General features: G+C 32.8%; 13 protein-coding genes. 8 read left to right on the plus strand and 5 right to left on the minus strand.

The window, feature by feature from the left end; translation table 11 throughout:
• Positions 1–7 precede the first annotated feature (7 nt).
• The 5 genes from CGC48_RS11010 to CGC48_RS11030 all read right to left on the minus strand — a co-directional run bounded on the left by CGC48_RS11010 (position 8) and on the right by CGC48_RS11030 (position 6,285).
• Entirely contained in the window at positions 8–1,447 is a 1,440-nt protein-coding gene (locus tag CGC48_RS11010; RefSeq protein ID WP_098029603.1) for an LptF/LptG family permease, read from the minus strand.
• A gap of 90 nt (positions 1,448–1,537) precedes the next feature.
• On the minus strand, positions 1,538–2,182 hold the full coding sequence (locus CGC48_RS11015) for a LolA family protein (protein ID WP_098029604.1): 645 nt from the start codon (positions 2,180–2,182) through the stop codon (positions 1,538–1,540).
• A gap of 83 nt (positions 2,183–2,265) precedes the next feature.
• A complete protein-coding gene (locus CGC48_RS11020) occupies positions 2,266–4,659 on the minus strand; it encodes an FtsK/SpoIIIE family DNA translocase (RefSeq protein ID WP_098029605.1) in 2,394 nt (797 codons plus the stop codon).
• An 82-nt stretch (positions 4,660–4,741) separates the two neighbouring features.
• Positions 4,742–5,239, minus strand: a complete 498-nt coding sequence (gene tpx, locus CGC48_RS11025) for a thiol peroxidase (protein ID WP_098029606.1) — start codon at positions 5,237–5,239, stop codon at positions 4,742–4,744.
• Positions 5,240–5,379: 140 nt separating this feature from the next.
• Positions 5,380–6,285, minus strand: coding sequence for a YitT family protein (locus tag CGC48_RS11030; RefSeq protein WP_026193758.1), 906 nt, complete (start codon positions 6,283–6,285; stop codon positions 5,380–5,382).
• A 198-nt stretch (positions 6,286–6,483) separates the two neighbouring features.
• Between CGC48_RS11030 and nusB the strand changes: the two genes are divergently transcribed.
• From nusB to idi, 8 genes are all read left to right on the plus strand, one after another.
• Positions 6,484–7,428 carry a transcription antitermination factor NusB gene (nusB, locus tag CGC48_RS11035; RefSeq protein ID WP_098029841.1) on the plus strand — a complete coding sequence of 315 codons (945 nt, stop codon included), beginning with the start codon at positions 6,484–6,486 and terminating at the stop codon, positions 7,426–7,428.
• A gap of 49 nt (positions 7,429–7,477) precedes the next feature.
• Positions 7,478–7,765, plus strand: a complete 288-nt coding sequence (yajC, locus tag CGC48_RS11040; RefSeq protein WP_098029607.1) for a preprotein translocase subunit YajC — start codon at positions 7,478–7,480, stop codon at positions 7,763–7,765.
• Positions 7,766–7,879: 114 nt separating this feature from the next.
• Entirely contained in the window at positions 7,880–8,239 is a 360-nt protein-coding gene (locus CGC48_RS11045; protein ID WP_098029608.1) for a YraN family protein, read from the plus strand.
• A gap of 93 nt (positions 8,240–8,332) precedes the next feature.
• Positions 8,333–8,995 carry an aspartate kinase gene (locus CGC48_RS11050; RefSeq protein WP_098029609.1) on the plus strand — a complete coding sequence of 221 codons (663 nt, stop codon included), beginning with the start codon at positions 8,333–8,335 and terminating at the stop codon, positions 8,993–8,995.
• Positions 8,996–9,043: 48 nt separating this feature from the next.
• A complete protein-coding gene (gltX, locus tag CGC48_RS11055; protein WP_098029610.1) occupies positions 9,044–10,546 on the plus strand; it encodes a glutamate--tRNA ligase in 1,503 nt (500 codons plus the stop codon).
• Positions 10,547–10,563: 17 nt separating this feature from the next.
• The gene (gene lgt, locus CGC48_RS11060) at positions 10,564–11,496 is read left to right on the plus strand and encodes a prolipoprotein diacylglyceryl transferase (protein ID WP_098029611.1); all 933 of its coding nucleotides are present in this window, start codon (positions 10,564–10,566) and stop codon (positions 11,494–11,496) included.
• A gap of 5 nt (positions 11,497–11,501) precedes the next feature.
• Positions 11,502–12,026, plus strand: coding sequence for a DUF192 domain-containing protein (locus CGC48_RS11065; RefSeq protein ID WP_098029612.1), 525 nt, complete (start codon positions 11,502–11,504; stop codon positions 12,024–12,026).
• 20 nt (positions 12,027–12,046) lie between these two features.
• On the plus strand, positions 12,047–12,580 hold the full coding sequence (idi, locus tag CGC48_RS11070) for an isopentenyl-diphosphate Delta-isomerase (protein ID WP_098029613.1): 534 nt from the start codon (positions 12,047–12,049) through the stop codon (positions 12,578–12,580).
• Positions 12,581–12,588: the final 8 nt, after the last annotated feature.

The following is a 12,588-nucleotide window of genomic DNA, read 5'->3' on the forward strand; positions in this document are numbered from 1 at the left end:
GAAAAGTTTATTTTTTCTTTTTCAATTTGTTAAATAAACGACTAATTCGTTCAAATTGGAAAATAGGCTTATCTGTTGCCACGCGTGAAGTTAGGTAAAATCCTAAAGGTAACATAGCCAAAGTAGAAATCCACGGGGCAAGTACAGGGCTTATGGTATTGTTTTCTGCAATATTCTTGATGAACATACCGATAAAATGATATGACAGAAAGAGAAACATTGCCACAACCAAAGGCAAACCAATTCCTCCTTTACGAATCAAAGCACCCAAAGGAGCTGCCACAAAAAATAGTACAAAACAAGCTACAGTAAGAGCAAATTTATCATTAAGAATAATAATGTGCAGATTCATAAGCTTGTAACGATATTCCACTTCGCTTTGTCGAAATTCGAGGTTATCAAACTGACTTTTATTGTTACTAATAGCAACATCCCATACTTGAATTTTTTTGTAATCATCAAGGAGATTAGTTAAATCATCAATTGATTTTACATCAAGTTTTTCTTTGTTTTCAGAGTTTTTGTTTTCTGCTGTTGTACTCAGATTTAAAATTCCAGTACGGCGGAACATACTATTTCCTTGATCAGTTAAATTTTGTTTGAAGTCTGTTTTTAAAGAATCAATCGCATAGTTTAACTGACCTACATTCATCATTTTATAGGTTGTTATATCTGATTTTTCGTTAAAATCTACATTATTCAGATGAGAAAGGTCAAGGTTGATAATATATTTTTTGAAGTGAACTTTAGCAAACGGAAATCTTTCTTGTTGTGCATAATTTCTTGCTTTGATATCCTCATAATAGGTACCATCTTCAAGAATTAATTGAAGAAAATCATTATTGTTTCCGCTTTTTAATTCTCCTTTTTCTGCATTGATAACCACTCTGTTAACTTTATCTGGAGTCTTTTTATGTATGATAACTTTTTCAAGGAATTCGTCATTCTCGCCGTGTTTATTGTTAACTTTTATGCTTATATCATCACCAATATTTGAGAAAATTCCTTCGGGAATAGCCATAGCAGGTTTTACTTTGGCAATGTTTCTTCGTAATGTGTACGCTTCTCGATAAGCCACAGGAATAACGTTATTTACCAAGAAAAAAGTAATCCCACTTAAAATTACCATCAGAATGATTAAAGGACGCATTATCCTCATCAATGAAATTCCAGAGGCCTTCATTGCTGCAAACTCGTAATGCTCAGCAAAAGCACCGAAGGTCATTATCGAGGAAACAACAACGGCCAACGGCAAAATAATGGGAATCAATTGTGGAATGAAAAGCAGTAAGAACTTACCAATCACCCATAATTCCAAACCACGCCCGGCAAGTTCATCAATGTAGGTCCAGATAGTTTGGAAAATAAAAATAAGAATTAAAATGGAAAGAGTTCCCAAAAAATTTTTTAGGAACTGCATCAATATATATCTATCTAAAATTTTCAAAGTTTGCGTTTTACAATTCTCAAATTCGATATTTATTCAATGTTTTACTGAAAAGCACTTTCAATTTGAATTTTCAGAAAGCCAAGAATTCTACAATTCTGAAATATAATACCCTTCCTTTTTATATTTTTCTTTGTCAAATTTGAAAAGATTAGCAGGAACAGGCTGATTGGTTTTAAAACTTGTTACGGTAATGGTTGTTTTTGTTCCATTTTTTCCAATTTCAATCAGGTTATAGATGTGTTTTGTTTGTACATCAATTCCTAATAAGATTTGTTTTATTTCAGAATTTGTTTTTTGAGGTTTTAACTCAATGTATTGAATTTTTCTTCCACGTACATTTTGCTCAATATCCCATTTGTAATTATATCCTTTTTTATAAAAAGTCAGCATTTTTGAAGGCGTGATAGCAGCATCATCTTCATTAGATGTTGTTTCTATAACAACTTCTTCATTTTCAGGAACTATTGTGTACGTTTTGTTTCCGTCATATATTCTTGTGGAGCCCAAATAGTTTAAAACATATTTGTTTTTGGCCAAAGTGACATTTCCCTTTGTTTCTTGACTAATGTTTTCAGCCATATTGTCCAAATTATACTTAAAATCAATGTAAATATTTTCGTAACTTGTGATTTTGCTATAAACTTCGTCTAACATTTTTTTGGCTCTATCGCTATTTTGTCCGTTTGCAAAAAATCCACATAATGCGATAAATACTAAAAATATTTTTTTCATTTCAATTTATTTTTTTGATGTTGTATTTGTTATATCAATAATTGTTCCAAAAAACTTAATTTATTAATTTACAATTAAAAAGACTACATTCCTTCCAAAAGTCTGTCTAAGGATGTGATATCTTGTATTAAAACTTGTCTTGCTTTACTTCCTTCAAACGGACCTACAATTCCTGCGTGTTCTAATTGGTCAATGAGTCGTCCTGCACGATTGTATCCCAGTTTTAATTTACGTTGCAGAAGTGAAGCAGAACCTTGTTGTGCATTGATGATGATCTCGGCTGCTTCCCTAAAGAGTGGGTCTCTGTCTGATGGATCAAAATCTAAATCAGAAACTTCGCTCTCGCCTCCAACATATTCAGGCAATAAATAAGCATCTGCATACGCTTTCTGAGCTCCAATATATTCCGTTATATGATTTATTTCAGGAGTATCAACAAAGGCACATTGAATACGAATAGGCTCGTTACCTTGTGTGTAAAGCATATCACCTCTACCTATAAGTTGTTCTGCACCAGAACCATCTAAAATAGTTTTAGAATCAATTTTTGAGGTTACACGAAAAGCAATCCTTGCGGGGAAGTTTGCCTTGATAATACCCGTAATAACGTTTACGGACGGACGTTGAGTAGCTATAATTAAGTGAATACCAATGGCTCGGGCTAATTGGGCTAAACGGGCAATGGGTAGTTCAACTTCTTTTCCAGCAGTCATAATAAGGTCAGCAAATTCATCGACAACCAGTACAATGTATGGCAAGAAACGATGCCCTTCATTCGGGTTTAATTGTCGAGCTTTGAATTTGGCATTGTATTCTTTGATATTACGAACCATTGCATTTTTCAGAAGTTCATATCGGTTATCCATTTCGATACAAAGAGAATTCAACGTATTGACTACTTTTTTATTGTCAGTAATTATAGCATCTTCACTATCGGGTAATTTTGCTAAAAAATGACGTTCGATTTTGTTGAAAAGTGTAAGTTCTACTTTTTTAGGGTCAACAAGTACAAACTTTACTTCGGCTGGGTGTTTTTTATAGAGTAATGATGTAAGTACCACGTTCAAACCAACTGATTTTCCTTGTCCAGTAGCACCAGCCATCAAAAGGTGTGGCATTTTGGTTAAATCGGCAACAAAAGTTTCATTACTGATTGTTTTTCCGAAAGCCACAGGAAGCTCCATCTCAGCGTGTTGAAACTTTGGAGAAGTAATCATCGAACGCATAAAAACCGTCGTAGGTTTTTTGTTAGGAACTTCAATACCAATAGTTCCCTTTCCTGGAATGGGAGCAATGATACGAATTCCTAATGCAGCTAATGAAAGAGCGATATCATCTTCCAAATTTTTGATTTTTGAAATACGGATACCTGCAGCGGGAACAATTTCATAAAGCGTAACGGTAGGACCAATGGTAGCTTTTATTTGTGAAATTTCAATTTTATAATCCTTAAGTGTTTGAACGATAGTGTTTTTATTCTCCTCTAATTCTTCTTGATTGATGATGATTCCGTTATCTTTTGGCTCAATTAATAATTCAATTGAAGGGAATTTATATTCACTTAAGTCCAAACGAGGGTCATATTCTCCATAATTTTCTACTAATTTTTGAGCTAACAATTCTGGATCAATTTCCTCTGTTTTTGGTTTTTCTACCTCAAAATCAGGTTCTTTTATATTTGTGATGAAGAAATCATTTTCAATTTCAAGCTCTTGTGGTTTTTCATTTTCGATATTATCAAGAAAAGGAATTTCCTTTTTATGAGTGAAAACATCTAATTTTTCAGCTTCTTTTTCTTTTGTGAGAATACTATTTTTATTGATTTCGTTATCTTCTTTATTATCAGTATTTTTGATTGAATTTTCTACATCGTGTGTTATTTTATCTCTTTTAAATTTTGAAAATATATCAGAAAAAATAGCACTAACTTTTTCTGGTGTAAGGTTAGCTTTGAAAACAATGTATAAAGTTAAAAATAATAGTAGAAGTAATATCGTGCCAAAACGTCCCAAATAATCTTGAAGAAAATGATTGATTTCAAATCCTGAAACACCTCCAAGAATACTTGCTTTTCCTGAAAAGAAACCTAAAAACGTAGCGATAAAAATAGTCCATAGAGCTCCCCAAAACCATCGGTTCAGCATAGGGATTTTTAAGTTGAAAGTGATTTTTAGTCCTGAAAGAAACAGTAAACTTATAGGAATAAGCGTAGCCAGACCAAAACCTTTATAGATGAAAATATACCCTAAATAAGCACCTATTTTGCTGGTAAGATTGTTTGCTTTCTCCTGCCGATTGCCAACTTCAGACCAAATACTCTGGTCGGTTTGCCAAGTAAAAAAATAGGACACAAATGTGATGATTAAGAAAAGGGAAATACCGATCAGAACAATTCCAAAAATTAATTTTCGTTGTTTTGATTTATCAGACTGATTTTTAGGTTTTTTATCCGTTTGCTTTTGCTTTTTTTGTCCCATTTATATGAAATTGAAAATAGAAATGAAAAAATTGAGAATGAATTTTCTTTCACCCTCAATTTATTGATTTTAAAATATTGTATTATTTCAGTTTTGCTAATGCAGCCTCATAGTCAGGTTCGTTAGCTGTTTCACTTACTTGTTCAGTATAAGTAACATTTCCTTCTTCATCTAAAACGATTATGGAGCGAGAAAGTAGGCCTTTTAAAGGTCCGTCAATAATTGTAACACCATAATTATTTCCAAAATCTCCTCTGAAATCAGAAAGCATTACTAAGTTATCAATACCTTCTGCACCACAAAAGCGGTTTAATGCAAAAGGCAAATCCTTTGAAATACAAAGTATTTTTACATTTTTTAGGTTACTTAGTTCTTTGTGGAATCTGCGAACAGAGGCAGCACAAACTCCCGTGTCGATGCTTGGAAAAATATTCAAAACAACTCTTTCTCCTTTAAAATTGTTTAAAGAGACTTCTGCTAATTCTGTTGAAACAGCTGTAAAATTAGGTGATACATTACCTACCTTTGGTAGCTCTCCTTCCGTATGGATAGTGTCACCTTTTAATGTGATTGTTGCCATAAAATTTTGAGTTCTAAAAATTAATGAATACGGGCAAAGGTAATATAAAAAAATGGAAAAGCGAAGAGCAAAAATAAAAAAGTCCGTAGCTTAGAATATTTGTAAAAAACTACGGACAAAAAACACTGTTTATATTTCAATTAATTAAGCTTGTCAAATCCTTTTCCGTAAACGCCCATCACAGTCGCTTTGGTTACAAAAGCTTCAGGGTCAATGCTTCCTACTAATCGAAAAATGGAAGTAGCTTCGGTTCGTCGTGCAATTACAATTACCACTTTCTGAGGCGTTTGAGAATACCAACCAAGACCATCAATTACTGTGCAACCACGTTTTATTTCCGTGTTAATGTGGGTGGCAATTTCGTCATAATGTTTTGAGAAAATGAATAACTGAACCGATTGACGAGCTCCATTTATAACAATTTCAACCATTTGCCACATCAAAGGCAAGAGAATTAATCCATAAATAGTTCTTTCTAAAGTTTCTTTATCACCATCTAAAATGAAATATGATGATACAACTATCAGAACATCAACGATTAATAAAATACGAGCAAGACTAATGCGATAATACTTTGTTACTAAAGCACCTATGATGTCGGTTCCTCCCGTACTTCCATTTACCGAGAAGACCAATCCCAGACCTGTACCGCAAAAAAGTCCTCCTACAATTGCAGAAAGAAATCCATCTCTAACTGGTGGGTTTTCAGAGAAATATGGTTGTAAGTAAGATTCCCCGAAACTCAGCATCAGTGATAATAAACCTATTCCCAATAGTGTTCGAATAACGTATTGGCGGTTCACAGCACGGAAAGCGATTGCTAATAAAACGATATTTACCACCAAACTTGTTTTCCATATTTCAATGTCAGTTACATATTTAACAATAATGGAAACTCCTGAAAGTCCGCCAGTTACAATTCTGTTTGGAAGGATAAATCCAGTTAATCCAATAGTAAAAAGGGCTAATCCTAAAATGATTGTTAAATAATCCTTGATGTAAAAAGACTTCAGGTATTTAATACTACGACTTTTATTTTTTTCCATACTTTTCCGAGATGTATTCATTTGTTATTTTTTGGTGCAAAAATATCAATATATTTCAATTGTAAAGCGTTTTTGTGGTCTTTTTTTTTCATATTCTCAAAATCAACTTAGAGTTTGTTTTTTTGTTTTATTTTTCTACTTTTGCACCAGAAAAATAATACTGATAATCAAAACCATATTTTCATAGTTCTTAAGTTTATGTTAACACGAAGACATATCAGAGTGAAGGTGATGCAGTCCATTTATGCAATGACACAAAGTCAAAGTCAGAGCTTGGACAAAGAATTAAAATTTTTACAAAATAGCACAAGCGATACATTCAAACTTTACTTGTTAACCTTTTCTCTTCTGAAAGAGCTTCACAATATGGCTGTTACGCAATTCGAAGTTGCACAGAAGAAATATTTAGCAACAACACAAGATAAGAATCTGAATAAAAAAATAGTTGATAATCAGGTTTTTAATCTCATTTCAAAAAATGAAATGTTGCAAGATGCAATTAACAACGCTCAAATGAATTGCTGGGATTTGGATAGCGAGTATGTTAAAATTATTTATAAAAAAATTATAGATAGTGATATATACAAAAGATATGCATCTGAAAAGAAATCTGATTTTGACATAGATAAGGATTTTGTTGTTGATATTTTTAAGGGAATAATCGCTCCTGACGATAAGATTTACGATTATATAGAAGGATTTAACTTAACTTGGATAGATGATTTTTCAATAGTTAATACATTTATTTTAAAATTATTGAAGAATTTGAGATCAGATAGTAACGAAAAGTACTTTGTGCCAAAACTTTTCAAAAATGATGATGATAAACTATTTGCAACTGACCTTCTGAAAAAGGTAACATTAAATGACGAAAAGTTACAAAGCTACGTAAACGAAAAAACACTTAATTGGGATAAAGATCGTATAGCTGTGTTAGATAATATAATCATAAAAATGGCTATTTGTGAGTTTTTGAAATTCCCAACAATTCCTGTAAAAGTAACTCTAAATGAGTATCTTGAGATAGCCAAGGAGTATTCAACAGAAAAAAGTAGTATTTTTATTAATGGAATTCTTGATAATTTATCTAAGGAATTTCAAGAAAAGAAAGAACTTAATAAAATAGGTAGAGGACTACTCTAAAAAATTTCAAAAAAATAGATATAAAAATAATTTTAAATTAATAACAACAATGGCAATACTTAATCAATTCGGACCGATTATATTGATGTTTGCGGTAATTTATTTTCTTATGATTCGTCCGCAGATGAAACGACAAAAGCAAGAAAAAAACTTCGTTCAAGAAATGAAAAAAGGAGATAATGTAATAACTAAGAGTGGTATGCACGGACGTATAGTTGAGCTTACAGATGATAGTTGCGTTATAGAAACTCTTGCTGGTAAAATAAAATTTGAGCGTTCTGCTATTTCTATGGAAATGTCAAGAAAATTGAATGCACCTAAAGAGGTAAAAAAGTAATTGGATAGAAAATTTTAATTATAATTTTGAAAGAAATCCGTGAGTGTTTTGTCATTTCACGGATTTTAAGTTTTTATTTGATAGTGTTTTAAGAAGTTATAAAATCGTATAACTATGGCAATTCATAATGAATTTGGTAAAGAAGCCGAACAAATTGCGGCAAATTTTTTGGTAGAGAACGGGCATCAAATTTTGGAACGTAATTTTATATTCGGACACGCCGAAATTGATATCATTTCGCAAAAAGGCAATATCTTGCATATAACTGAAGTAAAAGCCCGAACTTCAACAGCTTATGGAGAGCCAGAAAGTTTTGTTAACAAACAAAAAATTGACCTGATAGTAAGGGCTGCAAATCATTATGTTGAAAAAAAAGATTTGAACTTAGAAGTTCAGTTTGATATTATTTCAATTGTTAAAAATAGTTTTGAATTTACTATCAATTACATAGAAGATGCTTTTTATTCTTTTTGAAAGTTAAAGAAAATAAAAAAATAAAATTATTGTTACAAAATTATTTTTTATTGTACTTTTGTAACAAAAATAATCTTTTTAGAAAATAATCTGATGAAAACAGTATCGTCTGCCGTTGAAAATTATATTAAATCAAAGCCCTTTTTGCAAACAGCACTCTCACAGGGGATTATAAATTTGACTTCTCTTGCACGTATCATTCGTAAAGAAATTCAAAATGATACAACAAACCGAGAGGTGCGTAATGGAGCAATTGTAATGGCTTTGAAACGTTTGTCTACCGATATGGAGTTTCGTTCAACTCATCGTATTGTCAAGGTTTTGAAAAATATCGGAGAGATTATAGTTCGTTCTAATTTAACGGATTATACTTTTCTGGTGTCCGAAACAATTTTAAATAGCCAAGCTGAACTACTGAAAAAAATTCAAAATTCTAAGGATATCTTTTATACAACATCAAGAGGAGTAAATGAAACCAGTTTGATTGTTAGTAACTCCATAGAGGCAACTGTTGAAGAAGTTTTCAGGAATGAAAAGTGTCTGCATAAATTCACAAATTTGGGTTCAATAAGTGTAAAGCTTCCTGAGGAAAATGTCTCTGTACCAGGTATTTATTATTTTATATTTCAGAGATTGGCTTGGGAGGGGGTTTCAATGAATGAAGTGATTTCCACTGCGAATGAGTTTACTATTATTGTTCCTGAATATCAAGTAGATGTAGCATTCAAAGTAATTAAGGATTTGAAATCATTGTAATTAAACTGAAGATTGTAAAGATAATTACTAACCACTAAGATACAAATTATGGTAAGAGTTCGATTTGCTCCAAGCCCAACAGGAGCATTACATATAGGCGGAGTGCGTACCGCTTTATTCAACTATTTATTCGCTAAAAAACACGGAGGGGAGTTTTTACTTCGTATAGAAGATACTGACCAAAATCGGTATGTGGAAGGTGCTGAAAAATACATCATTGATTCACTAAATTGGTGTGGAATTCCGTATGATGAAGGTGTTGGAAAAGAGGGAAAACACGCTCCGTATCGCCAAAGTGAACGTAAAGAAATCTACAAAAAATATGCCGATGAACTTCTTGAAAAAGGTTGGGCATACTATGCGTTTGATACAGCAGAGGAGCTTGATGATTACAGAAAAAAGTATGAAGCAGAAGATAAAACATTCATTTATAATTGGAGTAATCGACAGCAATTAAAAAATTCGTTAGCCCTCACCAAAGAGGAAGTTCAGAAGCGAATCGAAAGGGGAGAGGAGTTCGTAATTCGATTTAAAATGCCCCACGATGAAGTGTTGAAAATGAATGACTTGATTCGTGGTGAAGTAACTGTTGATACCAAAACGTTAGATGATAAGGTTTTATTCAAAAGTGATGGAATGCCAACGTATCACTTAGCCAATATTGTTGATGATCACTTGATGGAAATCTCACACGTAATTCGCGGTGAAGAATGGTTGCCATCAATGCCGTTGCACGTTTTGTTATATCGTGCTTTTGGATGGGAAGCTCCACAGTTTGCACATTTGCCATTGATTTTGAAGCCTGTAGGAAATGGAAAGTTGAGTAAACGTGACGGAATAAAATTAGGCTTTCCCGTTTTTCCAATGGATTGGCAGGAAGAGAATGGAATGCTAAAGGGATTTAGAGGAGAAGGATATTTTCCAGAAGCTTTGGTTAACTTTTTAGCACTTTTAGGTTGGAATCCTGGTAATGATGAAGAAATTTTTTCATTGCAACAACTTACTGAATTATTTGATTTAGAGCGGGTTCATAAAGCAGGTGCGAGATTTAATATCGAAAAAGCTCAGTGGTTTAATCATCAATATTTGCAGAAAAAATCAAATATTGAGTTAGCTTGTGAATTTGAAAAAATTCTTTCTGAAAAGAATATTTCAAGATCAATCGAAATAATAGAAAAAGTAGTTGCATTAATTAAAGAAAGGGCAACTTTTGTTTCTGATTTTTGGGAATTAGGGAATTATTTTTTCCAAAAACCCGAAAAATATGATGAAAAGGCCTTGAAAAAACAATGGAAAGAGGATACAAATGTAATTCTTTCCGAAGTAGCTGAAATCATAAATCATACAACGGACTTTTCTTCTTCAGTTTTAGAAGAAAATGTCAAAAAATACATCTCTGAAAAGGGTTACGGATTTGGACAGGTGATGCCTCCACTTCGTTTAGCTTTGGTGGGTGAGATGAAAGGTGTACACATATTTGATATTATGGAAGTTATTGGCAAGGAAGAAACCCTCAGTCGATTATCAGCCATTTTGAAAGAAAACAAATAATTAAAACGTTAAATTTGATGATACTTTTGAATTTTATCTGGAATCCAGATGAGGCTTTATTTACAATTCCTGTTGTTAACATAAGTCTACGTTATTATAGCTTGATGTTTGTTGTGGCTTTTGGTTTGGGTTGGTATTTGATGAAGAAAATTTATCTCAATGAAGGGAAAACGTTACAACAGCTAGATACACTATTCATTTACACGGCTTTAGCTACACTGATAGGAGCTCGTCTTGGGCATTGTTTCTTTTACGATTGGGATTATTTTAAGCATCATCTCTTAGAGATATTTTTGCCTGTTCGGTTTGAGCCTGAATTTCAACTTACTGGGTTTTCAGGTTTGGCGAGTCACGGAGCTGCAGTGGGAATTATTATTGCGATGATTTTGTATGTCAGAAAATACAAAGACATCTCCCTTTCGTGGATTTTGGATAGGGTAGTGATTCCTATTTCTATCGGGGGAATGTTTGTGCGATTTGGAAACTTCTTCAATTCTGAAATTAACGGAAAAATAGTGAACGAAAGTTTTCCTTTAGGAGTAAAATTTGTTCAAGGAGGAGCGATTTCTTCTCGTGAGGCAATGAAGATCACAGGAACGAATACGCCTAATGAGGCTTATGATTTAATTGCTTCCGATCCTCGTTTTTCTGAAGTGTTGGCAAGTATTCCATATCAACATCCAGCTCAGTTGTATGAGGCGTTTGGTTATTTTATATTGTTCTGGATTTTATGGTATTTTTATTGGAAAACCGACAAAAAACAGCAACCTTATTTCATTTTTGGTTTGTTTTTAGTTATTCTTTGGGGTATTCGTTTTGCAGTAGAATTTGTAAAGGAAAGCCAAGGTGGGTTTGAAAGTACTTTAGGATTATTTTCAACGGGGCAATGGTTAAGTTTACCTTTTATAATTGCTGGATTTTATTTATTGTTCAAGAAAAGTAAAGCATAAAAAATATGAATTTTTTTAGAAAATATTTTGTACATTTTGCGTTAGGATTTGTGGGACTTGCAATATTGGTGTACGCTCTATCAGGGCTTCTTTCTTCTGAGGAAAAGAAGATTACATTTCAAGAAAATGAGATTAAAGCTCCTGAAATTGAGTTTACTAAGGAAGCTGAATTGTCAATTTTTAAAGATGGCAATTTACTCAAGAAAATAGACGTAGAGTTTGCCAACACACCTGAAGAAACAAGTTTGGGGCTAATGTATCGTAAGGGAATGGACGAAACTCAAGGAATGTTTTTTATTTTTCCTGAAGAGGAAATGCGTTCATTTTATATGAAAAATACCCAGTTTTCGTTGGATATCATTTATTTGGATAAAGATAAAAAGGTTGTTAGCATCGCCAAAAGAGCTAAACCTTATGACGAAACTTCGCTCCCATCGGAAGGACCTGCGATGTACGTTTTAGAAATAAACGGAGGATTATCGGATAAATGGGGAATTGAAAAAGGAGATATAGTTCAAATTAATGAATAAGAATTTGTTGCACAATATCAATGGAAGAAGAAAAAGTAATATTGGTAGATGAACAAAATAATCCTATTGGCTTGATGCCTAAGCTGGAAGCACATGAAAAAGCGTTACTTCATCGGGCTTTTTCTGTTTTTATAATGAACCAAAAAGGAGAAGTAATGTTACAACAAAGAGCCTTGCATAAATATCATTCTCCTGGTTTGTGGACAAATACTTGTTGTAGCCATCAGCGTGAAAATGAAACGAATGTGGAAGCAGGAAAACGACGTTTGCAAGAAGAAATGGGATTTATAACTGAGCTGACAGATGTTATTTCTTTCATTTATAAAGCCCCTTTTGACAATGGACTTACAGAGCACGAATATGACCACGTTTTGCTTGGATATTATGAAGAAAACCCAAACATAAACCCAGAAGAGGTCGCTGATTGGAAATGGGAGCTACCAGAAAATATCAAGAAAGATATTGAACAAAATCCGCAAAAATACACCGAATGGTTTAAAATTATTTTTGAAAAATTCTATGATTATTTGTTCAGTAAGGAAATAGAAAATTAAAAATTAGG

Source organism: Capnocytophaga cynodegmi (genome assembly GCF_002302475.1).
Classification (GTDB): Bacteria; Bacteroidota; Bacteroidia; order Flavobacteriales; family Flavobacteriaceae; genus Capnocytophaga; species Capnocytophaga cynodegmi.

What these genes read in the sequence shown, in the direction of transcription:
- CGC48_RS11015 (WP_098029604.1), bottom strand. Translation starts at nt 2,182, where the DNA reads ATGAAAAAAATATTTTTAGTATTTATCGCATTATGTGGATTTTTTGCA.
- CGC48_RS11020 (WP_098029605.1), bottom strand. Translation starts at nt 4,659, where the DNA reads ATGGGACAAAAAAAGCAAAAGCAAACGGATAAAAAACCTAAAAATCAG.
- tpx (WP_098029606.1), bottom strand. Translation starts at nt 5,239, where the DNA reads ATGGCAACAATCACATTAAAAGGTGACACTATCCATACGGAAGGAGAG.
- CGC48_RS11030 (WP_026193758.1), bottom strand. Translation starts at nt 6,285, where the DNA reads ATGGAAAAAAATAAAAGTCGTAGTATTAAATACCTGAAGTCTTTTTAC.
- nusB (WP_098029841.1), top strand. Translation starts at nt 6,484, where the DNA reads ATGTTAACACGAAGACATATCAGAGTGAAGGTGATGCAGTCCATTTAT.
- yajC (WP_098029607.1), top strand. Translation starts at nt 7,478, where the DNA reads ATGGCAATACTTAATCAATTCGGACCGATTATATTGATGTTTGCGGTA.
- CGC48_RS11045 (WP_098029608.1), top strand. Translation starts at nt 7,880, where the DNA reads ATGGCAATTCATAATGAATTTGGTAAAGAAGCCGAACAAATTGCGGCA.
- CGC48_RS11050 (WP_098029609.1), top strand. Translation starts at nt 8,333, where the DNA reads ATGAAAACAGTATCGTCTGCCGTTGAAAATTATATTAAATCAAAGCCC.
- gltX (WP_098029610.1), top strand. Translation starts at nt 9,044, where the DNA reads ATGGTAAGAGTTCGATTTGCTCCAAGCCCAACAGGAGCATTACATATA.
- lgt (WP_098029611.1), top strand. Translation starts at nt 10,564, where the DNA reads ATGATACTTTTGAATTTTATCTGGAATCCAGATGAGGCTTTATTTACA.
- CGC48_RS11065 (WP_098029612.1), top strand. Translation starts at nt 11,502, where the DNA reads ATGAATTTTTTTAGAAAATATTTTGTACATTTTGCGTTAGGATTTGTG.
- idi (WP_098029613.1), top strand. Translation starts at nt 12,047, where the DNA reads ATGGAAGAAGAAAAAGTAATATTGGTAGATGAACAAAATAATCCTATT.